The organism is Pseudomonas benzopyrenica (genome assembly GCF_036884265.1).
Classification (GTDB): domain Bacteria; phylum Pseudomonadota; class Gammaproteobacteria; order Pseudomonadales; family Pseudomonadaceae; genus Chryseomonas; species Chryseomonas benzopyrenica.
Map to the genome: position 1 here is coordinate 1755339 of NZ_CP145723.1, position 24302 is coordinate 1779640.

A 24302-nucleotide genomic window follows, 5' to 3' on the forward strand; every position below is an offset into this window, starting at 1 on the left:
GCTAACCGTGCTCCTCGAGGATGACGCTGGCGGTGGCCTTGGCCGAACCCACCACGCCCGGAACGCCGGCGCCGGGATGGGTGCCCGCGCCGACCAGGTAGAGGTTGGGAATGACCTTATCGCGATTGTGCGGGCGGAACCAGGCGCTCTGGGTGAGGATGGGCTCCAGGGAGAAGGCCGAGCCGACGTGGGCATTGAGCTCCTGACGGAAGTCGGCTGGAGTGAAGATGCGCGAAGTGACCAGATTGGCTCGCAGGCCCGGCATGTAGCGCTCTTCCAGATAGGCGAGGATCTTGTCGCGTAGGCGTGGGCCTTCCACGCTCCAGTCGACGTCGGCATTGCCCAGGTGAGGCACCGGCGCCAGCACGTAGTGGGCGCTCTGGCCGGGTGGCGCCAGCGAGGGGTCGGTAACGCAGGGCGAATGCAGGTAGAGCGAGAAATCGTCCGGGACGCCCGGGCCCTTGAACAATTCGTCGATCAGACCGCGATAACGCTGGCCGAAACAGACCATGTGGTGTTCGAGACCCACCGGCGGCTGGCTCAGGCCGAAGTGGATGACGAACAGCGACATGCTGTGTCTCTTGCGCTTGAGGCGGTTGCTCTCGACCACGCCATGGGTGTGGTGACCGAGCAGCTTGCGATAGGTGTGCACCACGTCGGCGTTGGAGGCCACCAGGTCGGCCGGGATCTGGCTGCCATCGGCCAGGCAGACGCCAGTGGCGCGATTGCCTTCGGTGAGGATGCGTTCCACCGGCGCATTCAGCCGCAGCTCGCCACCGAGGTCGCTAAAGAGTTTCAGCAGACCCAGGACCAACTGATGGGTACCGCCCTTGGCGAACCAGACGCCCCACTTGCGCTCCAGTGCATGGATCAGCGCATAGATCGAGGAGGTGGCGAAGGGATTGCCGCCCACCAGTAGGGTGTGAAAGGACAGCGCCTGGCGCAGCTTCTCGCTCTTCACGAAGCGCGACACCTGGGTGTAGACGCTGCGCCAGGCGGTGAGCTGGGCCAGCTTGGGGCCAGCGGCGAGCATGTCGCCGACCTTGAGGAAGGGCTTGGCGCCGAGACGGAGGTAGCCCTCTTCGAACACCGCCTGGGAATAGGCCAGAAAGCGCTGGTAGCCAGCCACGTCGTCCGGTTCCAGGGCACGGATCTGCTCGTCCAGCCGGGCCTGGTCGTTGACGTAGTCGAAGCGGGTGCCGTCTTCCCAGCACAGTTGGTAGAAAGGGCTGACCGGGAGGAGCTCCACATAGTCGCTCATCCGCCGGCCGCTCAGGGCGAACAGCTCTTCCAGCGCCGAGGGATCGGTGATGACGGTAGGGCCGGCATCGAAGGTGAAGCCGGCGTCTTCATAGACATAGGCACGACCGCCGGGCTTGTCGCGACCCTCGATGAGGGTGGTGGCGATGCCGGCCGACTGCAGGCGGATCGCCAGGGCGATACCGCCAAAGCCGGCGCCGATGACGATGGCCCGTTTGGGCCCGTTACCTTGGGTCATGGTGCTTCCTTGAACTGAGGGGGACGCGCCAACGCGGCATCCAGGGCCGGTTTCAGCGGTACCGGCGGTTTGCCGGAGAGAATACGCAGGCGATCGAAGGCGGTGAGGCGGCCGGCGTAGAACCGCTGGATCAGTGGTTCGCCGAGGCCGTAGAACCTTTGCATGACGCGTACCCGGTGTTCGGGGCGGCCAGCGAGAAAGAGCATGCGATTGAGCAGGCGGAAGAAGCCCTGCTGCCGCCAGCGCCCCTGGGCATACTGCCGCAGGGTGTCGCGCAGCACGGCACTGGAGGTGAAGGGCTGGGCGGCCAGGTGCTCCGCCAGACGCACCGCCTCCGGCAGCGAGTAACCGGTGGTGGGGTGGAACAGGCCCGCGGCCAGGCCGATGGGCGCCCCGGCGGCGACGTTGTCCCAGTAGCGGTCGAGATCGCCGCCCAGGGTGATGGGCAGCACGCCCTGTTCCTCGCGTAGCACCTCGGCGATTTCCCAGTCCTGTTGGCGGGCGTAGTCGGCCAAATGCTGGCGCAGACGTTCGACCGGCAGGCTTTCGCCGTCGGCGTAGTAGGTGTCTTCGATCAGCAGCCGGTCGGGTGTCAGTGGCAGGCTGTAGACGAAGCGATAGCCGTCCAACTGATCGACGGTGGCGTCCATCACGATGGGTTCGGTGAGGCCATGGGGGCGGGTGAGGCGGACCTCCTGGCCGAGGAATTTCTGATAGCCCAGCCAGAGCGCCGGATCGGGTCGCGGCCCCCGGGCGTCGATCACCGCGCCGGCGGCCAGGGTGTAGCCATCGGCGAAGACCACGCCGTCGTCCTGTAGGCGCAGCACCTGGCGACCCAGCAGCAGGCGCTCGGCGGGCAGGCGCGCGCTCAGCACCTCATGGAAACGTTCGGTGCTGATACTGGCGTAGCCGCTGCCGAGCTGTCGCTGCCGTTTGGGGAAGCGCACCTCGTAGCCCGGCCAGCGATGGGCGATCAGGGGCTCGATCCAGGCATGCTGCGGCGCCGTGAGATCCGGTTCGTGGAAGGACCAGGTGTGGTTGCCGCCCAGACGTGGGCCGGCTTCTACCAGGCGCCAGTCCAGTTCTGGCCGCGTCTCCGCCAGGCGCAGGGCGAGCAGGCCACCGGCCAGGCCGCCGCCGACGATCAATAGATCAGGACGCACGATCGAGCCCTCTTCGGGCCAGGCCATCCACCAGGCGGGCGGCAGCCGAGACACCGCCGGCCGCCTGGGTAATGGGCACGAACCGCTCGGCTGCCTGGCGATAGCCGGGATCGGCCAGCACCGCGCCCAGGGCCTGGGTGAGGCGTGCCTTGCTGGCCAGGCGCGGCGCCAGGCAGATGCCGGCGCCGACCCGCTCCAACCGCCGGGCGATGCCGGGCTGGTCGAAGACCATGGGCAGGGCAAGCATGGGTTTGCCGGCCGCCAGGGCGTCCAGCACGGTATTGAAGCCGCCATGGGTGATGACCGCATCGGCGCGGGCGATGGCCGCTTCCTGGGGCGCGAAGTCGGTCACCCAGGTAGCGCCATCGTCCAGCAGACGCCGCTCGGCGTTGGGGTCCAGCCGCCCGCAGTGAGCGATCAGCACCTGGACATCGAGTTGGCGACAGGCCTGGGCGATGCGGCGGAACAGCGGTAGCCGGCCACCCTGCAGGGTGCCGAAGGAGGCGAAGACGAAGGGCCGGCGCGGATCGATCTCCAGTTCCAGCCGTTGCTCACGCACTGCCGGCGAGCGCAGCGGCCCGACCTCGTGGAAGTGCGGTGGCGGCGCGCGGCGCGGAAAGTCGAAGCCCGGCAGGCATTGGCTCAACTGCAGATATGGCGAGAAGCAGTCGTCGAGGGTGCGCCGGTCGCCAAGGCCGAAGGCCTGAGCCTGGCGCTGGATGACCTTGCCCTGGCTACGCATCATCAGGTCGAACACCTGGGTGGCGCCCTGGACGATCTGCCGCTCCCGCTCGGTGCCGGGATAGGCGAAGGGCAGGGTGGGCAGCGGCAGATGGGGCTCGCGATTCATCGGCACGGCGCAGGCCAGCGAGGCATAGGGCAGACCCAGGTGGTCGCCGAGCAGGCCACCGGCCGGCTCCATCTGGTCGGCGATCAGGCAATCGACACCCAGGTCGCGCAGGACGGTCGGGCCTTCGCGGCAGAACAATTCGGTATTGCGTGCCATGTCGGCGATCACCCCGAACACCGACCATGGCTTGCTGCTGGCGGTACGGGCGAGCAAGGGGCCCAGGCTGCCACGTGGATGGCTGGTCGCGCCTATTGCCTGAAACTGGATACCCGCTGGGAGCGTCCTATCGCCCACCTCCACCTGGTGCAGCAGGGTGACCCGGTGGCCAAGGGCGACCAGCGCCTCGCCCAGCACCAGATGGGTGGACAAATGGCTCGGCAGCGGCGGCGAGATCAGGGCAACATGCATGGCGGCGTCCGGTCGGGTGTCGGCCACTATGGGCACCGCAGCGGCGTGGCGTCCAGCAACTCGGCCTGGCGCAAGCTGGCCAGATCGGCCGAGCCGGTGCAGAAGCAGGCGATGCGCAGCTGTTCGATCACCACCTGGAAATGAGCGATCACTGCCTCGGTGGATTCCGTGGCGCCGGGCAGGGCCGCGGCGGCCTGGCCAGCCAGGTCCGCGCCGAGGCGGATGGCCTTGGCGGCGTCGATGCCGTCGCGGATGCCGCCGGAGGCGATCACCGTCGCCTGCGGGCAGGCCGCGCGCACCTGGCGCAGGCTCTCCGCGGTGGGGATGCCCCAGTCGGCGAAGGCGCGGGCGATGGCACGCTGCTGCTCGTCACGGGCGCGTTCGGCTTCCACCGCCGCCCAACTGGTGCCGCCGGCCCCGGCGACATCCAGCACCGCTACGCCAGCTTCCAGCAGTTGCCGGGCGACCCGGCCCGAAAGGCCGGCCCCGACTTCCTTGACGACGACCGGCACGGCCAGATGTGTAACCAGGTTTTCCAGCGCGCTGAGGATGCCATGCCAGGTCCGATCGCCACCGGCCTGCACGGCTTCCTGCAGGGGGTTGAGATGCACGATCAGGGCGTCTGCCTCGATCATCTCCACAGCGCGGCGTGCCTCGTCGAGGCCATAGCCGGCCACTAGCTGCGCGGCACCGAAGTTGGCCAGCAGGGGTACGTCCGGCGCCAGGCGCCGCAATTCGCCGGTCAGGCCCTGGTCGCCACCCTGCTGCAGGGCGATCCGTTGGGAGCCGACCGCCAGGGCGATGCCCAGGGTCTGGGCCGCTTCGGCGAGATGGCGATTGATCAGTGCGGCCCGCTCTGGCCCGCCGGTCATGGAGCTGATCAGCAGGGGCGCGGCCAGGGGGCGATCGAACAGCCGAGTCCCCAGGTCGATCTCGTCCAGATTCAGTTCGGGCAGGGCGCAGTGCGTGAAGCGGTAGGCGTCGAAGCCCGTGGTGACGGCGCTGCGGGCCTTGTGGGGATCCAGCACGATGTCCAGATGATCGTTCTTGCGGCTTGCCAGTTCCCAATCCACCATGTCTTCTAGAGTCCGCCCTGAATGACCTTTCGTCGGTCGTTGTGGTCTGGTAGGGGACGACGGGTTCGCTTTGCGAAGACCTAATCCACCGAGGTGCGACCGTTCGTCGGTTCCACATATGGAGTATCTCGACTCATGGCGACCGTATTAGTGCCGAACGCGACAGACAATTTTGCCGCTTCGCTGCAATGGCAGCGTACCCGTATCGACGAGCGTCTGGCAGAGCTATTGCCGGCCGGGACCGATCCGGTCGCCGCCGCCATCCGCAGTGGGGTCATGGCCCCGGGCAAGCGACTGCGTCCGTTGCTGATGGTCCTGGCCGCCGAGGACCTGGGTCAGTCCGACGAAGCCGTGCTCGATCTGGGCTGCGCGGTGGAAATGGTGCACGCGGCCTCCCTGTTCCTCGACGACATGCCCTGCATGGACGATGCGCGCCTGCGCCGTGGCCGTCCGACCCTGCATGTCGAGTTCGGCGAAGACGTCGCCATGCTGGCGGCGGTGGCCCTGCTCAGTCATGCCCTGCGGCTGGTCGCCGGCCTCGCCGGGGTGCCGGCGGAAACCCGGACCCAGATGGTTTGCCAGCTGGCCGATGCGGTCGGTACGGCCGGGCTGGTCTGCGGCCAGTACCATGACCTGCACGGCGGTCGCCAAACGCGTCCGGCCGAAGCCATCGCCCTCACCAACCAGCTCAAGACCGGGGCGCTGTTCTCCGCGGCCATGGGCATGGCCGGTGCCACCCTGGTCACCAGCGCAACGCAGCGCGAAGCCTTCCATGTTTTCGCCTGCCAGCTGGGCCTGGCCTTCCAGTTGCTCGACGATCTCGACGACGGCAAGGGCCTGGGCAAGGACGCCGGCAAGGATGGCGACAAGTCCACCCTGGTCAGCCTGCTCGGCCGCGACCATGCTCAACGACAGTTGCAGAGTCACCTCAAGCAGGCCCGCGAGGCGCTGGCCGTGGCCGATTGCGCCGATGGTGCCCTGGCCGGATTGCTGGATATCGTCTTTCGTCCGCGTTAGGGCGAATTACTGGGCGTCTGGCCCTCTAATCTCTCGATAGCCTTGTTCCCGTGTGAGGAGTCCTGAGATGTCGAAGTGGAAAATTGCTTACAGCAACGTTGACGGCAACACCTCGGTGGTCACCACCGAAGCCGAGCAGAAGCCGGACATGGAGCGGGTCGCCCAGATCGTCCGCGACGATGCCCTGGAAGAGTACGATGACAGCGAGGTCCCGCGGGATTACGACGAACCTACCGTAGCCCTGTTGGAGCGGCACGGCATCACCATCACCGGGATCACCGAAGAGGGCTGATCTCCGGGGTATCTGGTTCTAGGTTCTGTACGAAAAGTCGACGAGCGAAGGTCAGGCGAGGCGAAATAGGCTGAGGAAGCGGATCGGACTCGCGCTCGAGTTTACGAGCGGTAAATGAGCATTCCGACCGGGCTGGCGATCCAGGCCTTTTTCAACGAAGCATCACCGAGCGTAGGCACTTTTCGTACAGAACCTAGCGCAGGGGCCAGATACCGCCATCCCCTACCACGAAGATCCGTCGCGCCGGATCGGGCGCCAGCAGGTGGCCGCCGGTGAAGTCCCCAAAGGCCGGCAGGATCAGCACTTCATCGTTTTCCAGGCAGAAGCAGGGCAGGCGAAGCGCCTGACGCCCGCGGCCGTGCAGACGAAACGCCGGATGGATATGTCCGGCCAGCACCGGCAGTCGCGGATGGGGATCGGGTTCGTGCTGCAGCGACAGGCCGTCCAGTTCCAGCGGCTCAGCTACCACGTCGATACCCAGGGCGGCCGGTGGATCCCCCGCGCGGCGGTCGTGGTTGCCGCGGATCAACAGCAGCCGCAGGTGGGCCTGGTGTTCCCGCCAGCGCTCCAGGGTGTCCATGGTCAGGGGCGCGCGGGATTCCGGCGCGTGCAAAAAGTCACCGAGAAAGATGATCTCGCGGCAGTCGTAGCGCGCCAGCAAGCTGTCCAGTCGCGCGATATTGCCCGCTGTGGTGCCGTGGGGTACCGGCTGACCCAGTGCCCGAAACGCCGCGGCCTTGCCGAAATGGATGTCCGCCACCAGCAGCGCCTGGCGCGCCGGCCAGTAGATCGCCTTTTCCGCGAGCAGCCAGAGTTCGACACCGGCAAGGATGAGAGGGTGATAGGCAGGCATGGGGTCTCCAGAAAAGGCCTCCTGCTCTGATGGCGGCGGGGTGCCAGGGTTCAGCGGCGTTGCCTGTTGGGCAGCGCTGGCGCATGACTGGGTCAACCTGCGGCGATGACGGTCCGCCGATGCGGAGTAGGAGCGGCCCATGGCCGCGATCCTCCTTGCCCGCGCGCAAGACCTCACCCTATGACCGCCATTGAGCCAGGCCAGGTGCACCGTGGCGGGCAGCCCGGTAAACTGGAGTTTCACTAGAGTCCGGAGCGACCCATGTCGACATCCTTCGCCCAGATGCTGGAAAACATCACCCCCGATATCTACGACGGCCTGAAGCTGGCCGTGGAGATCGGCAAGTGGCCCGACGGTCGCAAACTCAGTCGTGACCAGGTCGAGCTCTGTCTGCAGGCGGTGATCGCCTACGAGGCCAAGCACCTGCCCGAAGACCAGCGGACCGGTTACATGGGCCCTCAGGAATGCGCCTCCAAGTCGGTGCCCATCGAGAACATCCTGTTCAAGTCCGACGCCATTCATTGATCGACTACGCCCTACCCGACGAGGTGCCCTTCGGTGACGAAGAGGCACCTCGCGTCTTTTAGAGATCGAGAAATTCCTACCGTGATGACCGAACTGGGCCGTGGCGCCCTGCGCAAGATGGCCGTGACCTTGGCCGACCCCGTCAACTATGCCTTCCGCCTCGATGAGCGGGAGGTGCCGGTCAACCCGCTGATCGGCCGCCGCGTGCGCCTCGAATATCTGGGTGCCATCCATTGCACCCACTGCGGTCGCAAGACCCGCAAGAGCTTCAGCCAGGGCTACTGCTATCCCTGCTTCACCGCCCTGGCCCAGTGCGACAGCTGCATCGTCAGTCCGGAAAAGTGTCACTACGAGTACGGCACCTGCCGTCAGCCGGAGTGGGGCGAAGCCCACTGCATGGTGCCGCACGTGGTCTATTTGGCTAATTCCTCCGGCCTCAAGGTCGGTATCACCCGCGCCACCCAGTTGCCCACCCGCTGGATCGACCAGGGCGCCTATCAGGCGCTGCCGATCCTGAGGGTCGCCACCCGCCAGCAATCCGGCCTGGTGGAGGACGTGTTGCGTAGCCAGGTGGGCGACCGCACCAACTGGCGCGCCATGCTCAAGGGCGTCGCCGCGCCGGAAGACCTGGTGGCGGTACGGGAGCGCATCTTCGATGCCTGCGCCCAGGGCCTGGACGATCTCCAGGGCCGTTTCGGCCTGCAGGCGATCCAGCCGGTGGTCGACATGGCGCCCATCGAGATCCATTATCCGGTCACGGTCTATCCCACCAAGGTGGTCAGCCACGACCTGGAAAAGACCCCCGTGGTGGAAGGCACGCTGCTGGGCATCAAGGGTCAATACCTGATGTTCGACACCGGCGTGATCAACATTCGCAAGTACACGGCCTATCAGCTGGCCGTGTCCGTTTCCGAGTAAGGATGTAAACCCATGCGCACCGACCAGCCCCAGACCATCTACCTCAAGGACTACCAGGCGCCCGAGTACCTCATCGAGGAAACCCGCCTCAGATTCGAGCTGCACGACGACCAGACCCTGGTGCACGCCGAGCTGCAGCTGCAGCGTAATCCGGCGCGTGGCGCCGGCCTGCCGCCGCTGGTGCTGCACGGCGAGGAGCTGGAACTGCTGGCGGTGGCGCTGGACGATCAGGCCCTGGCCGCTGGCGACTACCAGGTCGAGGCGGGCAGCCTGACCCTGCAGCCGCAGGGCGAGGCCTTCGTGCTCAAGACCTCGGTACGCATCCACCCGGAAAGCAACACCGCCCTGGAAGGGCTGTACGTCTCCGGCACGATGTTCTGCACCCAGTGCGAGGCCGAGGGCTTCCGCAAGATCACCTACTACCTGGACCGCCCGGACGTGATGAGTGTCTTCACCACCACGGTGGAGGCCGACAAGGCCCGGTATCCGATCCTGCTCTCCAACGGCAACCCGGTGGCCAGCGGTGACACCGAGGGTGGTCGGCACTGGGCCACCTGGGAAGATCCCTTCCCCAAGCCGGCCTATCTGTTCGCCCTGGTGGCCGGTGATCTCTGGTGCGTGGAAGACAGCTACCGCACCGGCAGTGGCCGCGACGTGGCCCTGCGCATCTACGTCGAGCCGGAAAACATCAGCAAGCTGCAGCACGCCATGGACAGCCTGAAGAAGTCCATGCGCTGGGACGAGGACGTCTACGGCCGCGAATACGATCTGGATATCTTCATGATCGTCGCGGTGAACGACTTCAACATGGGCGCCATGGAAAACAAGGGGCTCAACATCTTCAACTCCAGCGCCGTGCTGGCCAGCCCGCGCACCGCCACCGACGCCGCCCACCAGCGCGTCGAGGCCATCGTCGCCCACGAATACTTCCACAACTGGTCGGGCAACCGCGTGACCTGCCGCGACTGGTTCCAGCTGTCGCTCAAGGAAGGCTTCACCGTGTTCCGTGATGCCGGCTTCAGCTCCGACATGAATTCGCCGACGGTCAAGCGCATCGAGGACGTGGCCTTCCTGCGCACCAACCAGTTCGCCGAAGACGCCGGCCCTATGGCCCACCCGGTGCGTCCGGATCACTTCATCGAGATCTCCAATTTCTACACCCTGACAGTGTACGAGAAGGGCGCCGAGGTGGTGCGGATGCTGCACACCCTGCTGGGCCCGGACGGCTTCCGCAAGGGCACCGATCTCTATTTCGAGCGCCACGATGGCCAGGCGGTGACCTGCGACGACTTCATCAAGGCCCTGGAAGACGCCAACGGCGCCGACTTCAGCCAGTTCAAGCGCTGGTACAGCCAGTCGGGCACCCCGCGCCTGGCGGTCAGCGAGCAGTACGATGCGGCGGCCAGGACCTATCGCCTGACCTTCCGCCAGAGCTGCCCACCCACCCCAGGCCAGCCGACCAAGGAGCCCTTCGTCATCCCGGTCCAGTTGGGCCTGCTGGATGGCCAGGGCCGCGAGCTGCCCCTGCGCCTGGAGGGCGAAGCCGCTGCCCAGGGTACCGACCGGGTGCTGTCGGTCACCCAGGCCGAGCAGACCTTCACCTTCGTCGATGTGCCCGAGCGCCCGCTGCCTTCGCTGCTGCGCGGCTTCTCCGCCCCGGTCAAGCTCAGCTTCCCCTATAGCCGTGAGCAGCTGACCTTCCTCATGCAACATGACAGCGACGGCTTCAATCGCTGGGACGCCGGTCAGCAACTGGCGGTGCAGGTGCTGCAGGAGATGATCGCCGGCCAGCCGCTGGACACCCGGCTGGTGGAGGCCCTGCGCACCGTGGCGGCGGATGAGTCCCTCGATCCGGCCATGGTCGCCGAGATGCTGTCGCTGCCGTCCGAGGCCTATCTGGTGGAGCTGTCCGAGCAGGCTGATCCCGGTGCCATCCACGGTGCCCGTCGCCAGGCCCGCCGGACCATCGCCGAGGCCCTGCGCGACGTGCTCTGGCAGCGCTACCGCAGCGCTCGTGAGGAATCGCGCGCCACGCCCTACCAGGCCAGCGCCGACCATATCGCGCGTCGCAGCCTGCAGAACGCCGCCCTGGGCTACCTCATGCTGCTGGAGGAGCCGGAGGCGCGCGACGCCGCTCTGGAGCAATTCGAGCACGCCGACAACATGACCGAGCGCCTGGCTGCGCTGAGCGCCCTGGTCAACTCCGGTTTCGAGCAGGAGAAGGCGGAGGTACTGGCGCGCTTCTTCGAGGAGTTCAAGGCCGATCCGCTGGTCATGGACACCTGGCTCAGCGTCCAGGCTTCCAGCCCGCTGCCGGGCGGCCTGGCCCGCGTCCAGGCACTCATGGAAAACCCGGTCTTCACCCTGAAAAACCCCAACAAAGTGCGGGCGCTGATCGGCGCCTTCGCCAACAGCAATCTGGTCAACTTCCATGCCGAGGACGGCAGCGGCTACCGCTTCCTGGCCGATCAGATCATCACCCTCAATCGGCTCAATCCGCAGATCGCCTCGCGCCTGCTGACGCCCTTGACCCGCTGGAAGAAGTACGGTCCCGCGCGCCAGGCGCTGATGCGCGCCGAACTGGAGCGCATCCTGGCCAGCGGCGAGCTGTCCAGCGACGTCTACGAGGTGGTGAGCAAGAGCCTGGCGTAGGAGAGCCGACTGGGCTGCTTGTTAGGCTTCGACGATAAAGCCGTCTCAACCCAACCTACCTCGTCCCGTAGGTTGGGTTGAGCCCCGCGAAGCCCAATATCGCCCGCCGCCAAGGCTGACGCCCAGCGTCGGGCTTTTTTTTGCCCAGATTTTCCCGCGCGGCCCTAGCCTGTAGCGCCTCTGCCGCCCGCTGAAAAATCTCGCACATCCCCGTGCCTGACAACTCGTCCCCACTCGGGCGCCGCCTGGCTGATGAAAATGCTTTAGGCTGACAACTGTATTCAAATCAGCTGCAGAGAGGCGCCGCCGCCGACACGGTAGGCGTGCGGCCTCGCTTGGCACCCAGGCCCTATCACCGGAAGAGAGCGGAGCGGCAGATGAGTCATGCACAGCTGATGGATTGGGGATTCGTCCTGATAACCCTGTGCAACATCCTGCTGATCGCCCTGGTGGTGTTTCTCCTGTGGCAGCGCTACTTCGCCGGCGACGCCGCGGCCAAGGGCGAGGAGGCCAGCGAGGCGCAGGCGCCGGCCCTCCCTGCGGCGGTGGCCAATCCGCCTGCCGATACCCAGCCGCCACCTCTTCCGGTCAGCCCCGGCCCGGCGGTGAACCGCAACGTCGACCTCTTCGACGAGGGACCGGAGGAGGTGTACGACGAAAACTACCCCGAATGGAAAAAGAGCGACGACCCCTACGTCGAGGAGCTGCTGTCCCACCGCGAAGCCCTGGAGCTCAAGGTGGACAACATGGTCATGCGGCTCACCCGGGCGCACAAGGTGGTGACCGGGCTGCGCGCGCAGAATCGGGAATTGCGCGCCTCCGAGGCCCAGGCCCAGCGGCTGCAGGAAGAGCTGACCCGAGCTCAGACCAGTCTCGCCCAGATGCGCCAGGAGCGTGACGCCCTGCTGGTAGAGGTGCAGCACAGACGCAAGGGGGATTCGGCGCCACGGCAGCCGACCGACACGGGCGCGCCATCCTCGCCCTGAGCAGCGATGGTCGGCCCATGCTCCACCAGCCATCCCCTCAACCGCCGCATCCGTCGCGCTGAACAGCGATCGGCGCGGCTTGCTCCTAGACTGGCACTGTCACCACCTTCAAGGACGATTCGATGAAATTGCTGCTCCTGCTGGCTGCCCTGGTCGCCATCGGCCTGTTCGTGATCAGCCTCTACAACGCCCTGGTCACGGCGCGTAACGCCTATCGCAATGCCTTCGCCCAGATCGATGTCCAGCTCACTCGCCGACACGACCTCATCCCCAATCTGGTGGTGGCGGTGAAGGGCTATCTGCAGCACGAGCGCGAGACCTTGCAGGCGGTGATGGTGGCGCGCCAGCAGGCGCAATCCGGTCTGCATCAGGCCAAGACCCGGCCGGAGGATCCCGTCGCGCTGCATGCCCTGGAGCAGGGCGAGCAGGGGCTCGGCATCGCTCTCGGGCGGCTGTTCGCCGTGAGCGAAGCCTATCCGGAGCTCAAGGCCAACGAGACGGTGATCCAGTTGATGGAAGAGCTGAGCTCCACGGAAAATCGGCTGGCCTACGCGCGTCAGGCCCATAACGATGCGGTGATGGACTACAACAATCGCTGCGAGACCTTTCCCGGATCGCTGCTCGCCAGCCGCTTCGGCTTTCGCCTGGCGCAGCCCTTGGCGCTGCCGGATGGGGCCGCGCGCCAGGTGCCGCGAATCAGCCTGAGCTGAGTTCGTGCGCTTTCTCGACGACCAGGCCGCGGCGCGTCGGCGCACCCGGCTGTGTCTCGCCTTGCTGGCTCTGGTGGTGCTGCTCATGGCGCTGGCCAGTGCCGGACTGGCCCTGGTGTTCTTGCCGCGGGAGGTCGTCGACTACCTGGGCGGACGCGGGCCAACGCTGGTCAAGAGCGGATTGGTCTTTGTCGGCGTCATCACCGGAGCGTCCTTCTGGAAGGTCCGGCAACTCGCCCGTCAGGGTGGAGAGGCGGTGGTCAGGCGCATGGGCGCGGTGCCGCTGGACGATCAGGCCGATCCCCGGACCCGCCAGTTGCACAACGTGGTGGCGGAGATGGCGCTGGCCGCCGGCGTACCGGTGCCGCGGCTGTATCTGCTGCCGGACGAACCGGCCATCAATGCCTTCATCAGTGGCTATGGACCGGCTGATGCGAGCCTGTGCCTGACCCGCGGCGCCCTGCAGCAGCTGAACAGGGACGAGTTGCAGGGCGTGGTCGCCCATGAATTCAGTCATCTGCTCAATGGCGACATGCGCCTGAATCTGCGCCTGCTGGGCTGGCTGCATGGCATCAGCCTGATCGCCGATCTGGGACAGGAGCTGTTTTCCGATCGCACCTCGACCACCACCCGGGTCGACGGCAACCATCTGCTGGGCTGGTTGCTGGGTACCGTGCTGCTGGCGATCGGCGGCTGCGGACTGTTCTTCGCCAATCTGATCCAGGCCGCGGCGACGCGCTCGCGCGAGCGCCTGGCGGATGCCTCTGCCGTGCAGTTCACCCGCCATCCCCAGGGGCTGGCCGATGCCTTGAAAAAGATCGCCGCCCATCCGCTGCAGGGGCGGCTCTATCATCGCCGGGCGCGTAGCGTCGCCCACATGGTGCTGGGCGACTCCGGCGCGTCCTGGTTCGCCACCCATCCACCGGTCCTGGAACGCATCCAGCAACTCGAACCGGGGTTCGACGAATGGCAGCTGGAGCGCCTGCGGGCGGAGGCGCTGCTGCCCACGGGCGTGGCTTATGTCGCCGGCAGTCCGCCACCCGCGCCGGCACAACCGACTACGAGTCAACCAACAGCCCCGCCCGCGGTGGCCGACGAGCGCCTGGCGGACATCCCGCCAGCGCTGTACCTCTTCCTGCAAGACCCGCAACAGGCCGCCGAGGTGCTGCTGGCCCTGGCCGGTGCCTCCGCGCCGACTGCCGCGGGGGAGGGGCGACGCTGGGTGGATAGCCTGGACACGGCGCTGCATCTGCCGCTGGCCCAGCTGACCTTTCCGGCCATCCGGCAGTTGCCCCGGCCTGCCTTGCGCGCCTTGCTGGTCGCGCTCAAGACGCAGCTGCGATCCGCGGAGCTGGATCTGTCCCGCTATTACCTCGCCCGGATCATCCAGCGCCAGCTGATCGGTAGTCTGGCGCCCGGACGCCAACAGCCTGCAGGGCGGCGTACCCTGGCCCAGGAGCGGACGGCGGTGCTCACTCTTTACGCGGTCGCTGCCGAGCAGACCCACGAGAGCGTCCTGGCGGCGCGGCGCGCCTTCCTCCTGGCCGTGGCAACCACCTTTCCCGGACTGCACTGTGCCTACCAGCCGCCACTGGCCTGGCTACCCGCGCTCGAAGTGGCTCTGATGGGCCTGGCCGGTTGGGCGTCGAGGCGCGGACCCTGGTACTGGAAGGCTTGATCCGCTTGGTGGAGGCGGATCAAGCCGTACGAATCCGCGAACTGGAGCTGCTGAGGCTGTGTTGCGCCGTGCTGGAATTGCCCTTTCCCGTCATCCAGGCACAGCTTTCTCGCGGCGAGGACAGGCCGCTGCCACTGCCTCACCGCTCGACCGCTCTTGGCCGGTCCAGCTGAGCGATCAGTCCCGGTAGAGGGCATCGCGGATGGCGTCGGGAAAGGGGCCACTCATGCCGGCGATCGCCGTGTTGGTGAGGATCACCACGCTCAGCTCGCGCGCCGGATCGATGAACCAGGCGTTGCCGTAGACCCCGCCCCATTGCAGGGTACCGGGCGTCTGCGGCGTCTTCGCCAGCCGGGCATCGCGTAGCACCGCCGCGCCCAGGCTGAAGCCCCAGCCTGGCGCGTCGTCGCGTTGCAGTCTGGGGATCTGGTCTTCCATGAACAGACGCTGGCTGGTCGGGGTGAGCAGCCGGCCCTGGCGCAGCGCCTCCAGGAAGGCCAGGTATTCTCCCGCACTGCCCTGCATGCCGCCGCCGCCCGAGGGAAAGGCCGTGGCCGAAAGTGCCCGCGCCGGGGAATAGAGGATGCCGCCCTTGGGCAGGGGCAGCAGATAGGGCTCGCTCATGGGCTCCGGGCGTGGATAGCCGTCGCGATAGGCCGTGGCCAGGCGGCTGGGCTCGCTGACGTGAAAGCTCAGGTCGTGCAGGTCGAGCGGTGCCGCCACCTGCTGCTGGACGACCTGAGGCAAGGGCAGGCCGGTCGCGGCTTCCAGCACGCCGCCCAGGACATCCAGCCCGAGGGAGTAGCGCCACTGGGTACCTGGCTTGAAGTCCAACGGTACGCCGGCGAGGCGCCGCAGGTTTTCTTCCAGGGTCAGGGGGGCGCCATCCAGGCCGTCGGATACCCCGGCGCGGTGATAGGGACCGTCCTGGTCTTCGCCGAAGCCGTAGTGCAGGCCCGCGGTGTGGCTGAGGAGCTGGGCCAGCGTGGGCACGGCTGGAGTGCCATCGGCCAGGTGCGGGGTGAAGTAGGGCAGGTAGCGACTGACCGGCGCCTGCAGATCCAGGCGCCCCTGATCCGCCAGGCGCAGCGCCGTCACCGCCACCAGCGGTTTGGTCAGGGAGGCAAAGCGAAACAGCTGGTCTTCCTGCATCGGCCGCTGCGCGTCCCGATCGGCGAATCCCGCCGCGCGGTGATACACCACCCGGCCCTGACGGGCGACCATGACCACGGTACCGACGATGCGCTGCTGGGCGATGGCGCGCTCCAGGATCGGATCCAGCCGCGTGGCGAGGGCGTCCTCCTCGGCCTGGACGAGGGGAGCGCTCAGGCCGAGACCGAAGGCGCTGGCGAGCAGTAGGGAGGACATCTGGTTTAAGCTCCTGGCGAAACGCCGGTGACTGGCAAAGAAGGAATCCTCGCATGATTCGCGACATTTTGAAGATGGGTGATCCCCGGCTGCTGCGGGTGGCGCCGCCGATAGCCGCCGAGCGCCTCGGCTCGGCGGAGCTGCAGGCGTTGATCCAGGACATGTTCGATACCATGGCCGCCACGGGTGGCGTGGGTCTTGCCGCCCCGCAGATCGGTGAGGACCTGCAGCTGATGGTCTTTGGCTTCGAGCGCAATGCCCGCTATCCCGAGGCGCCGCCGGTACCGCTGCAGGTACTGATCAATCCGCGCATTGAGGTCCTTGATGCCAGCGAAGAACTGGGCTGGGAAGGCTGCCTGTCGATCCCCGGGCTGCGCGGCGAGGTACCGCGGCCGCGGCGAATCCGTTATCGAGGCGTGGATGGCGCGGGCAACCTGGTGGACCAGCAGGCCGAAGGCTTCCATGCGCGGGTGGTGCTGCACGAGTACGATCACCTGATCGGTCGGCTCTATCCCTCGCGGATTCAGGACTTTGCCCGCTTCGGCTTTACCGAGGTGCTGTTCCCCGAGTTGACGCCGGCCGCCCAGCGCTAGGCTTGGATCGCGTCCAGCTGCGCCCGGACGGCTGCCGCCAACTGGGCGAAGGGTACCGCTCCATCCAGAGCCCGCGCCTGTTCGATGGGCGCCTGCGCGGAACGCAGCAGCAGCGTCGGTACGGCCGTGATGCCCAGGGCTTCGGCGCGATCCTCGGCGTGCAGCACCACGTCGGTGTGGTCACCGCGCGCCAGGCTGGCCTGCAAGGCTTCGCCATCGAGACCGCTGCGGCGCGCCAGATCGATCAGCACCTCCCGCTCGCCGATATCGCGCCCCTCTTCGAAGAAGGCCTGGAAGACCGCCGTATGGAAGGCGTCGAAGCGGTCGTGGTCGCGGGCGAATTCCGCTGCTTCCAGGGCCAGACGGCTGCGCGGCTGGACCGGTGGTAGCCGCAGCACCATGCCGTATTCCGCCGCCATGGGATAGACCGCCCGGTCCCAGGTCCGGCGCAGATAATCCCCGGCGGGATCCAGGGTGGGCGTGGGTTCGGGGCGCAATTCGAAGGCATGCCACTCGATGGCCAGTTGATCGCCGAATTCCTCCTGCAGGCGCGCCAGCTGGGGCAGCTCTAGGTAGCAGAAGGGGCAGACGTAGTCGCTCCAGACATCCAGACGAACGCGCGGGGTGGCGGTCATGGCAGTGCTCCGGAAGGGCGTGGTGTCCGTCGGACCGCACCTGGGCGCGGATGTTCGCTGAACGGGTCGATATCCTCCGTGACGTGGCTACCAGCCAGGCGCTGCTGCCTTGGCGAGGTAACGGCCTGCGCGACGGGCCTCTTCATATCTGGAAACGCAATTGTCCCGGGCCTATTACATGAAATGGGCGGCGATCCGCGCTCTAGAGGCTTGCCTTGAACCTGTTTTCGACCCCAGGTTCCTATGGCTGCATCCCTTCTTTCTCGCGCTAAGGACTATCACCTTGGGTTTTTTCACCAGCAAAATGACCTTCCTTCGGCAAACCTTCACTTACGTCGGCTGGTCGGTGTTCTGGCTGCTGCTGTGGGACATCGCCGTTACCGTCGACTACATGATTTTCGTCGACAATCGGGCGCAGCTGCCCAACATTCCACTGACCCTGATCGGTTCGGCGCTGATCGTGCTGACCAGCTTTCGCAATACCAGTGCCTACCAACGCTGGTGGGAGGCGCGCACCCTCTGGGGCGGCATGGTCAATAGCTCGCGTAGCTTCGCCCGCCAAGCGCTGACGCTCATCGACGACGGCGATGAGCACTTCAATGCGATCAAGACGGTGCTCATCGAGCGTCACCTCGCCTATGTCCGCTGCCTGGCCTGCCAGCTCAGCGGTGATTCGTTGCCCAAGGAGGTGCGCACCTACCTGGGCAAGGAGGAGTGGGCGATGCGCAAGGAGACCAACAACTTCGCCAACGCCATCCTCAGCGGTTCCTCCAGCCTGATCGCCCTGGAATACCGCGCCGGTCGCCTGGACAGCATCCGTCTGGAGCGCCTGGAAGCCACCTTCGTCGACATGTCCAACTGGCAGGGCGGCATGGAGCGCATCGCCAATACCCCCTTGCCCTATCCCTATGTGAATTTCCCGCGGCTGTTCATCTTCCTGTTCTGCGTGCTGATGCCCATCGGCCTGGTGGAAAGCCTGGAGTGGTACACGCCGCTGGCCTCCACCGTGGTGGGCTTCATCTTCCTGGCCATGGAAAAGGTCGGCACCGATCTGCAGAATCCCTTCCAGCGCAGTCGTCACCAGATCACCATGGGTACCATCTGCAACACCATCGAAGGCAACCTGCGCACCATGCTGCGCGATGCCCGCGGGGGTTATGCTTCGGTCAGCGAGATCGTGCGGGATTCGCGGCTGAATTCGCCGGAAAAGGACCCCGTCTGAGCAAGACCCGGCCCTGGCGATTGCCAGGACCGGGGTAGGCCTTACTTGAAGTCCCACTGCATCTGCGCGGGTATGCTGATGTCCCGCGAGGAGTGCACGCAGACATCCAGATAATCGGTGAAGCGCGGTGGGGCGGCGATGCCTTCGTCGAGCAGCCGCTGGTTGTCGAACAGATAATTTAGATCGGCGAAGCCGCCGTACAGCTTGAGCGCGCGCAGCACCAGGCGTGGATTGGCCGGGCCGATGCGTTCGTTGAAGTCGGCGGCGAGTTCCTTGAGATCGGCGCTGTCCACCTGGCGATAGCGCTCGCCCACCGGGGCGTCGCCCATGGCGCCGGCATAGGCCTCGTCGATTTCGCCGAAGGTGCAGGCACCCGCATTGCCCGCCGAGATGTGGTACAGGCTGTGGTTCAGCTTGGGCTTGAGCGCCAGCTCCACCAGGGCTTCGGCGCAGTAGTCCACCGGAATGACATCGATCTGCTCATCCAGACCGCAGGTGAAGCGCTCCAGCGCGAAGCCCATGCGGAACACCCAGAAGATGCTGCCTGACGCCTTGCAGCCCGAGCGACGGTGACCCACGACGATGGAAGGACGCGCCACCACCAGCGGCAGCAGCGGCAATTCGTTACGCAGCTTGAGTTCGATGGCGGCCTTGGAGGCGGTGTAGTCCACTAGCTGCTGTTCGGGTTCGGGGAAGTCCCAGGTCTCGGCGACCGGTGACTGGCGCTGCGGGCCGCAGGCCATGGCGGTGCTGACGTGCAGGAAGCGCTTCAGCCGCCGGGACTGGGCGCAGGCCTCGGCCAGGGCGAAGGTGCCCTCGACATTGACCGGCCAGATCTTCGGATTGCGCGAGAAGGAGGCCACCGCCGCACAGTTGATGACCTCGTCCAGCGCCAGCAGTTGCGGTTTGGCGGCCTCGATCCAATGGGTGTCCAGCAGATCACCACAGAGGATCTGCTCGGGTTTGAGCAGCGCCGCCAGGCGCTCGTCGACGTCATGGACACGGAGATTCTGTAGCAGCCGCTCCAGACCTTCCGCCGGGGTGGCCGCCCGGACCAGGAATTGCAGCCCCTCGACATGTCCCAGCTCCAGCAGGCGCAGGGTAACGGCGCCGCCGAGAAAGCCGGTAGCGCCGGTGACGAGAATGCGGCGCGGTACGGCGGTGAAGTGAATGGCAGAGACGGGAAGCGACATGGCGAAGGCCCTGGTTGGCGAAACGTGGGCGTACCTTAAGGCCCGACGCTGAAGGATTTATTAAGGCCGGGGAACCCCTCAAGGCTGGCGTCTTTCTAGATGCTTGCCGTTACCGACCGATACCTGCCTGGAGACCCCTATGGAACTTCCCGTTCACGATCTGACGACCCTCTTCGAGCAACTGGGCCTGGATTCCGATCCGGCTGCCATCGATGCTTTCATCGCCAGCCATTCCCCGCTGCCCGACGAGGTGAAGGTCTCGGAAGCCGATTTCTGGTCACCGTCGCAAAAGGCGTTCCTCAAGGACGAGATCATGGAAGATGCCGATTGGGCACCGATCGTCGACGAGCTGAACGTCCGCCTGCATCGCCATGACTAACGTACAGGGCCGAACCCTTTCGGCCCTGTAGTCCTTCTCTTTCCGCGTCTGGAGATTTGCCATGAACGCCGTCCATGCCCAACAGCAGCCGAACGATCCGCCCGTCGCCGACGATGAAGACGAGGTAAGCGAAGAGCAGCTCGACGAATCCGTCGAGGAAACCTTTCCTGCAAGCGATCCCATTTCGCCTTGATGATTTCCTGGCGCCGTTTCGACGGCGCTGGTCCTACCCCTGATCCTACTTTCTTGCACATTCGTCGTGCCATTTCCCTGTGCTGACCAGCCATTCACCTCGCGACTGCTAAGGTAACCGCGTCGCGCACGCAGCGTGACCGGGGTCGCGCAGGCGATCCGATGGATCGTTCAACGCAGGGAATTCCATGATCAAGACCTTCTTCGCCACCCTGGCCGGCTCGCTTATCGCCTTGGCCATGCCCTTCGCCGTGGCCGAGCCGATCGTCATCAAGTTCGCCCATGTGGTGACGGACGATACGCCCAAGGGCCGTGGTGCCCTGCAGTTCCAGAAGCTGGTTCAGGAGCGACTGGCCGGCCAGGTCAAGGTGGAGGTCTATCCCAATTCCAGCCTGGTGGGCGACGCCGACGAACTGGACGCCCTGCGCAGCAACAAGGTCCAACTGCTGGCACCCTCGGTTTCCAAGCTCAACGCCCTGGCCAAACCACTCAGGGTCTACGATCTGCCTTTCCTGTTCGACAACATCGAGGCGGTCAAGCGCTTCCAGCGCCGCGACAAGAGCCGCGAACTGCTAGGCAGCCTGGTCAGCCACAACATCACCGGACTGGGCTACTGGAACAACGGCGGCCGCCAGCTCTCGGCCACGCGGGAAATCCACACTCCCGCCGATCTCAAGGGGCTGACCTTCCGCGTCGAATCCTCCGAGGTGCTGGCCGCCTACTACCAGCAACTGGGTGCCGAGGCGGTCAAGCTGCCGTTCGCCCAGGTCTACGACGCCCTCCGGACCGGCAAGGTGCAGGGCGCGGAGAATCCCTGGTCGAACCTGCTGGGACAGAAGATCAACAGCGTGCAGCCCTATATCGTCGAGGACAACCACAGCTTCCTCACCTATATGCTCATCACCAACACCACCTTCTGGAATGGCCTGCCGTTCCAGATCCGCAGCGAGCTGGAGGCCATCCTCGACGAAGTGACCCAGTCGGTGAACCGCGATGCCGAAGCCATCAACGCCAAGGCGCGCGAACGGGTGGTCGCGGCCAATACCAGCAGGATCCTGGTGCCGACGCCTGCCGAGCGGGAAGCCTGGCGCACGGCCGTGGCGCCGTTGCTCAAGAGGTACGAAAGCGAAGTAGGCAGCGACGTCCTGCGCGCCGCCGAGGCCGCCAATCGGCGTTGAGATTGCACGGGCGTCCACCCTGGATTTGCGGCAAACTGGCACGGCTTCATCCTGACAACAAGAGGAATAGCCGTGCAGCACGCGGTCATCAGCGGTAGTGGGCTCTATACGCCGCCCGAAAGCATTTCCAACGACGAGCTGGTTGCGTCCTTCAACCAGTGGGCTGGCCAGTGGAATGCCGAGCATGCCGACGCCATCGCTCAAGGCAGTCTGGCGCCCCAGCCGGAATCCAGCGCCGCCTTCATCGAGAAGGCCTCCGGCATCCGCAGCCGCCATGTGGTCGACAAGGCCGGTATCCTCGATCCGGCGCGCATGGTGCCGCGCATTCCCGAGCGTTCCAACGACGAGCCCTCGATCCTCTGCGAGATGGGCGTCGCCGCGGCGCGCGAGGCGCTGGAACGGGCAGGGCGGACCGCCGCCGACATCGACGGTGTCATCGTCGCCTGCTCCAACCTGCAGCGGCCCTATCCGGCAGTGGCCATCGAGGTCCAGGCCGCGCTGGGCATCCAGGGCTACGGCTTCGACATGAACGTCGCCTGCTCCTCGGCGACCTTCGGCCTGCAGACCGCAGCCAACGCCGTGCAACTGGGCCAGGCACGGGCACTGCTGGTGATAGATCCGGAGATCTGCACCGGGCACCTGAACTTCCGCGACCGCGACAGCCACTTCATCTTCGGCGATGCCGCCACCGCCCTGGTGGTAGAACGCGCCGACCAGGCGACCTCGGCGCACCGCTACGAGATCCTCGGCACGCGGCTGTTCACCCAGTTCTCCAATAACATCCGCAACAACTTCGGCTTCCTCAACCGCGCGGCGGAGGAGGGCATGACCCACCCGGACAAGCTGTTCGTCCAGGAAGGGCGCAAGGTGTTCAAGGAGGTCTGCCCGCTGGTGGCCGAACTGATCGCCAATCACCTCGCCGAGCTGGATATCCCCGTCGAGCGGGTCTCGCGCTTCTGGCTGCACCAGGCCAACCTGACGATGAACCACCTCATCGTCAAGCGCCTGCTGGGGCGCGAACCCGAGCCTGGCGAGGCGCCGGTCATCCTGGATACCTACGGCAACACCAGCTCTGCCGGCTCGGTCATCGCCCTGCATCTGCACCACGAGGATCTGGTCAGTGGCAGTCTGGGGGTGCTCAGTTCCTTCGGCGCCGGTTACTCCATCGGCAGCGTGGTCCTGCGCAAGGTCTGATCGACGGCAGGAGTCTTCCCGGGAGGACCGTTGTCGGACCTGGGAAGACCTCTCGAGAAAGGAAGACCCCCGTGTCGCCAGGAAGCCTGCTCCGGGTGCAATTGCGCCAGCTGCGCCCCACCCAGCCCGCGATCGGCCACGACCAGGTGCTGTACAAGCTTGGCAAGTACGTCTGCGACCGACGCAAGCTGTTCGACGACTACTGCGAAGCCAACGGCCAGCACCTGAGTGGCGGTTTTCAGCCGAGCACCAGTCTGCGCTCGGCTGGCGACGCCCTGGGCGTCAAGCCACCCGGCACCTATCCAGACGAAATGAAGACCGTGGTCATCGGCCCCGGACAGCAGCTCTACCTCACCGATGGTCACCACACCTTTTCCGCCTTCTGGGAACACCCCGGCGGTGGCGCCGAGACCTCGGTGTGGGTCAGGGTCACCGACGATTTCAGCGGCGCGGCGAGCATGGCCGAGTTCTGGATTCGCCTGCTCGACGAGCGCAAGGCTTGGCTCAAGGACCCCCAGGGGCGTCCGATCCTGCCCGAACAGCTGCCTGAATCCCTAGGGCTCACCGCCATGGCCGACGATCCCTACCGCGCCCTGGTGTATTTCACTCGCCAGATCGGCTACGACAAGCCGCGTACGCCGGATGGCCGGGTACTGCCCTCGGAATTCCTTGAATTCTACTGGGCCGAATGGCTGCGCATGCTGCTGCCCTTGCAAGGCTATGACCTGAATGATCGCAAGAGCTACGCCAAGGCCGTGGATCAGGCGGCCCGGCTGATGGTGGCCAATCCCGGCATGCTGATCGGCAGCTCGGGGCGTACGGCGCTGGAGATGGGCGGCTACCGCGCCCTGGACAAGAAGGTCCTGCGCAAGCTCTCCGCCAGCGATGGCAAGTTCACCTACCTGCTGGCGGCCCGCGCCCAGCGTGCGGCCCTGGCGCGGGCGATCTGACCCTTTTCCGGCTTAAGTGTCTGTTACTAGCAGGTTTTTTTCTGATTGGTGTTGACAGGGGAGGCCGGGCCTCTTAACATGCGCCCCGTCCTGACCGACGGGGCTATAGCTCAGCTGGGAGAGCGCTTGCATGGCATGCAAGAGGTCGACGGTTCGATCCCGTCTAGCTCCACCAAATTTCGGTTTCGCCCTCGGGGGAAATCGGTAGAAGGTTTCGTCCCCTTCGTCTAGTGGCCTAGGACACCGCCCTTTCACGGCGGTAACAGGGGTTCGAGTCCCCTAGGGGACGCCATATCAGTCACGTATCCCAGACGTGGCGAACGTTGTACGCGGGGCTATAGCTCAGCTGGGAGAGCGCTTGCATGGCATGCAAGAGGTCGACGGTTCGATCCCGTCTAGCTCCACCAATTTCGTGATTCGTAAGGATCGCACCAGGGTAACGTCCCCTTCGTCTAGTGGCCTAGGACACCGCCCTTTCACGGCGGTAACAGGGGTTCGAGTCCCCTAGGGGACGCCATATCGGTCACGCATCCCAGGCGTGGCAAGATGCTGTACTTGGGGCTATAGCTCAGCTGGGAGAGCGCTTGCATGGCATGCAAGAGGTCGACGGTTCGATCCCGTCTAGCTCCACCAATTTCGTGATCCGCAAGGGTCGCACCAGGGTAACGTCCCCTTCGTCTAGTGGCCTAGGACACCGCCCTTTCACGGCGGTAACAGGGGTTCGAGTCCCCTAGGGGACGCCACACTCGAAAGAAACCGCCTCACGGCGGTT

The 24302-nt window shown here is 65.8% G+C and carries 23 protein-coding genes and 6 tRNA genes; 21 read left to right on the forward strand and 8 right to left on the reverse strand.

All coding sequences use genetic code 11. The features are described from left to right. Position 1: 1 nt before the first annotated feature. Genes V6W80_RS08120 through fni form a run of 4 tightly spaced genes read right to left on the reverse strand, consistent with a single transcriptional unit; the run spans position 2 to position 4995 of the window. Positions 2-1498 carry a phytoene desaturase gene (locus V6W80_RS08120; protein WP_064308033.1) on the reverse strand — a complete coding sequence of 499 codons (1497 nt, stop codon included), beginning with the start codon at positions 1496-1498 and terminating at the stop codon, positions 2-4. After that, on the reverse strand, positions 1495-2688 hold the full coding sequence (gene crtY / locus V6W80_RS08125; RefSeq protein WP_338546533.1) for a lycopene beta-cyclase CrtY: 1194 nt from the start codon (positions 2686-2688) through the stop codon (positions 1495-1497). The genes V6W80_RS08120 and crtY overlap by 4 nt, the downstream gene beginning before the upstream one ends. Further along, positions 2651-3919, reverse strand: coding sequence for a glycosyltransferase (locus tag V6W80_RS08130; protein ID WP_338546534.1), 1269 nt, complete (start codon positions 3917-3919; stop codon positions 2651-2653). The genes crtY and V6W80_RS08130 overlap by 38 nt, the downstream gene beginning before the upstream one ends. Positions 3920-3945: 26 nt before the next feature. Further along, positions 3946-4995, reverse strand: a complete 1050-nt coding sequence (gene fni / locus V6W80_RS08135) for a type 2 isopentenyl-diphosphate Delta-isomerase (RefSeq protein ID WP_338546536.1) — start codon at positions 4993-4995, stop codon at positions 3946-3948. A 135-nt stretch (positions 4996-5130) separates the two neighbouring features. Here fni and V6W80_RS08140 point away from each other — a divergent pair, with 135 nt between their 5' ends. Then, positions 5131-6012 carry a polyprenyl synthetase family protein gene (locus V6W80_RS08140; protein ID WP_338546537.1) on the forward strand — a complete coding sequence of 294 codons (882 nt, stop codon included), beginning with the start codon at positions 5131-5133 and terminating at the stop codon, positions 6010-6012. A 67-nt stretch (positions 6013-6079) separates the two neighbouring features. Then, entirely contained in the window at positions 6080-6304 is a 225-nt protein-coding gene (locus tag V6W80_RS08145; protein ID WP_017641806.1) for a hypothetical protein, read from the forward strand. 193 nt (positions 6305-6497) lie between these two features. Here the strand turns inward: V6W80_RS08145 and pdeM are convergent, their stop codons facing one another. Next, on the reverse strand, positions 6498-7157 hold the full coding sequence (gene pdeM / locus V6W80_RS08150; protein WP_017641805.1) for a ligase-associated DNA damage response endonuclease PdeM: 660 nt from the start codon (positions 7155-7157) through the stop codon (positions 6498-6500). A gap of 261 nt (positions 7158-7418) precedes the next feature. On the opposite strand from pdeM, the gene V6W80_RS08155 reads away from it, so the two are divergent. From V6W80_RS08155 to V6W80_RS08180, 6 genes are all read left to right on the forward strand, one after another. Next, positions 7419-7682 carry a YeaC family protein gene (locus V6W80_RS08155; RefSeq protein ID WP_059314391.1) on the forward strand — a complete coding sequence of 88 codons (264 nt, stop codon included), beginning with the start codon at positions 7419-7421 and terminating at the stop codon, positions 7680-7682. A gap of 84 nt (positions 7683-7766) precedes the next feature. Next, the gene (locus V6W80_RS08160) at positions 7767-8600 is read left to right on the forward strand and encodes a DUF2797 domain-containing protein (protein ID WP_017641804.1); all 834 of its coding nucleotides are present in this window, start codon (positions 7767-7769) and stop codon (positions 8598-8600) included. A 12-nt stretch (positions 8601-8612) separates the two neighbouring features. After that, positions 8613-11252, forward strand: a complete 2640-nt coding sequence (gene pepN / locus V6W80_RS08165) for an aminopeptidase N (protein WP_338546539.1) — start codon at positions 8613-8615, stop codon at positions 11250-11252. A gap of 377 nt (positions 11253-11629) precedes the next feature. After that, a complete protein-coding gene (locus tag V6W80_RS08170; protein WP_338546540.1) occupies positions 11630-12238 on the forward strand; it encodes a hypothetical protein in 609 nt (202 codons plus the stop codon). 122 nt (positions 12239-12360) lie between these two features. Beyond that, a complete protein-coding gene (locus V6W80_RS08175) occupies positions 12361-12948 on the forward strand; it encodes a LemA family protein (protein WP_338546542.1) in 588 nt (195 codons plus the stop codon). 4 nt (positions 12949-12952) lie between these two features. Further along, entirely contained in the window at positions 12953-14626 is a 1674-nt protein-coding gene (locus tag V6W80_RS08180; protein WP_338546544.1) for a M48 family metallopeptidase, read from the forward strand. A gap of 177 nt (positions 14627-14803) precedes the next feature. On the opposite strand, the gene V6W80_RS08185 is transcribed toward V6W80_RS08180, so the two are convergent. Further along, positions 14804-15994 (reverse strand): serine hydrolase domain-containing protein, encoded by a 1191-nt coding sequence (locus V6W80_RS08185; RefSeq protein WP_338546545.1) that lies wholly within the window; start codon positions 15992-15994, stop codon positions 14804-14806. A gap of 53 nt (positions 15995-16047) precedes the next feature. Here V6W80_RS08185 and def point away from each other — a divergent pair, with 53 nt between their 5' ends. After that, positions 16048-16587: a peptide deformylase gene (gene def, locus V6W80_RS08190; protein WP_338546546.1), complete on the forward strand. Its 540-nt coding sequence runs from the start codon at positions 16048-16050 to the stop codon at positions 16585-16587. Here def and V6W80_RS08195 read toward each other — a convergent pair. Beyond that, positions 16584-17222, reverse strand: coding sequence for a DsbA family oxidoreductase (locus tag V6W80_RS08195; RefSeq protein WP_017641797.1), 639 nt, complete (start codon positions 17220-17222; stop codon positions 16584-16586). The two genes, def and V6W80_RS08195, sit on opposite strands and share 4 nt — an antisense overlap. A gap of 304 nt (positions 17223-17526) precedes the next feature. Between V6W80_RS08195 and V6W80_RS08200 the strand changes: the two genes are divergently transcribed. Next, positions 17527-18444 (forward strand): bestrophin family protein, encoded by a 918-nt coding sequence (locus V6W80_RS08200; protein ID WP_051226173.1) that lies wholly within the window; start codon positions 17527-17529, stop codon positions 18442-18444. 41 nt (positions 18445-18485) lie between these two features. On the opposite strand, the gene cprA is transcribed toward V6W80_RS08200, so the two are convergent. After that, positions 18486-19637, reverse strand: a complete 1152-nt coding sequence (cprA, locus tag V6W80_RS08205) for a cationic peptide resistance protein CprA (RefSeq protein ID WP_338546548.1) — start codon at positions 19635-19637, stop codon at positions 18486-18488. Between the two features lie 139 nt (positions 19638-19776). Here cprA and V6W80_RS08210 point away from each other — a divergent pair, with 139 nt between their 5' ends. The 11 genes from V6W80_RS08210 (at position 19777) to V6W80_RS08260 (ending at position 24273) form a co-directional block, all read left to right on the forward strand. Further along, the gene (locus tag V6W80_RS08210) at positions 19777-20016 is read left to right on the forward strand and encodes a DUF2789 domain-containing protein (RefSeq protein ID WP_017641794.1); all 240 of its coding nucleotides are present in this window, start codon (positions 19777-19779) and stop codon (positions 20014-20016) included. A gap of 61 nt (positions 20017-20077) precedes the next feature. After that, positions 20078-20209, forward strand: a complete 132-nt coding sequence (locus V6W80_RS08215) for a hypothetical protein (RefSeq protein WP_007162893.1) — start codon at positions 20078-20080, stop codon at positions 20207-20209. A gap of 187 nt (positions 20210-20396) precedes the next feature. Continuing rightward, complete coding sequence (locus tag V6W80_RS08220; RefSeq protein WP_338546550.1) at positions 20397-21386, forward strand: DctP family TRAP transporter solute-binding subunit; 990 nt, start codon at positions 20397-20399, stop codon at positions 21384-21386. Between the two features lie 72 nt (positions 21387-21458). After that, positions 21459-22580 carry a beta-ketoacyl-ACP synthase III gene (locus tag V6W80_RS08225; RefSeq protein WP_338546552.1) on the forward strand — a complete coding sequence of 374 codons (1122 nt, stop codon included), beginning with the start codon at positions 21459-21461 and terminating at the stop codon, positions 22578-22580. A gap of 71 nt (positions 22581-22651) precedes the next feature. Continuing rightward, on the forward strand, positions 22652-23530 hold the full coding sequence (locus V6W80_RS08230; protein WP_338546553.1) for a ParB/Srx family N-terminal domain-containing protein: 879 nt from the start codon (positions 22652-22654) through the stop codon (positions 23528-23530). A gap of 99 nt (positions 23531-23629) precedes the next feature. After that, positions 23630-23705, forward strand: a tRNA-Ala gene (locus tag V6W80_RS08235). A 41-nt stretch (positions 23706-23746) separates the two neighbouring features. Continuing rightward, a tRNA-Glu gene (locus V6W80_RS08240) sits at positions 23747-23822 on the forward strand. Between the two features lie 39 nt (positions 23823-23861). Then, positions 23862-23937: transfer RNA gene (locus tag V6W80_RS08245), tRNA-Ala, on the forward strand. A gap of 34 nt (positions 23938-23971) precedes the next feature. Beyond that, positions 23972-24047: transfer RNA gene (locus V6W80_RS08250), tRNA-Glu, on the forward strand. Between the two features lie 40 nt (positions 24048-24087). Continuing rightward, positions 24088-24163 (forward strand) — tRNA-Ala (locus V6W80_RS08255). 34 nt (positions 24164-24197) lie between these two features. Beyond that, positions 24198-24273, forward strand: a tRNA-Glu gene (locus V6W80_RS08260). Positions 24274-24302: the final 29 nt, after the last annotated feature.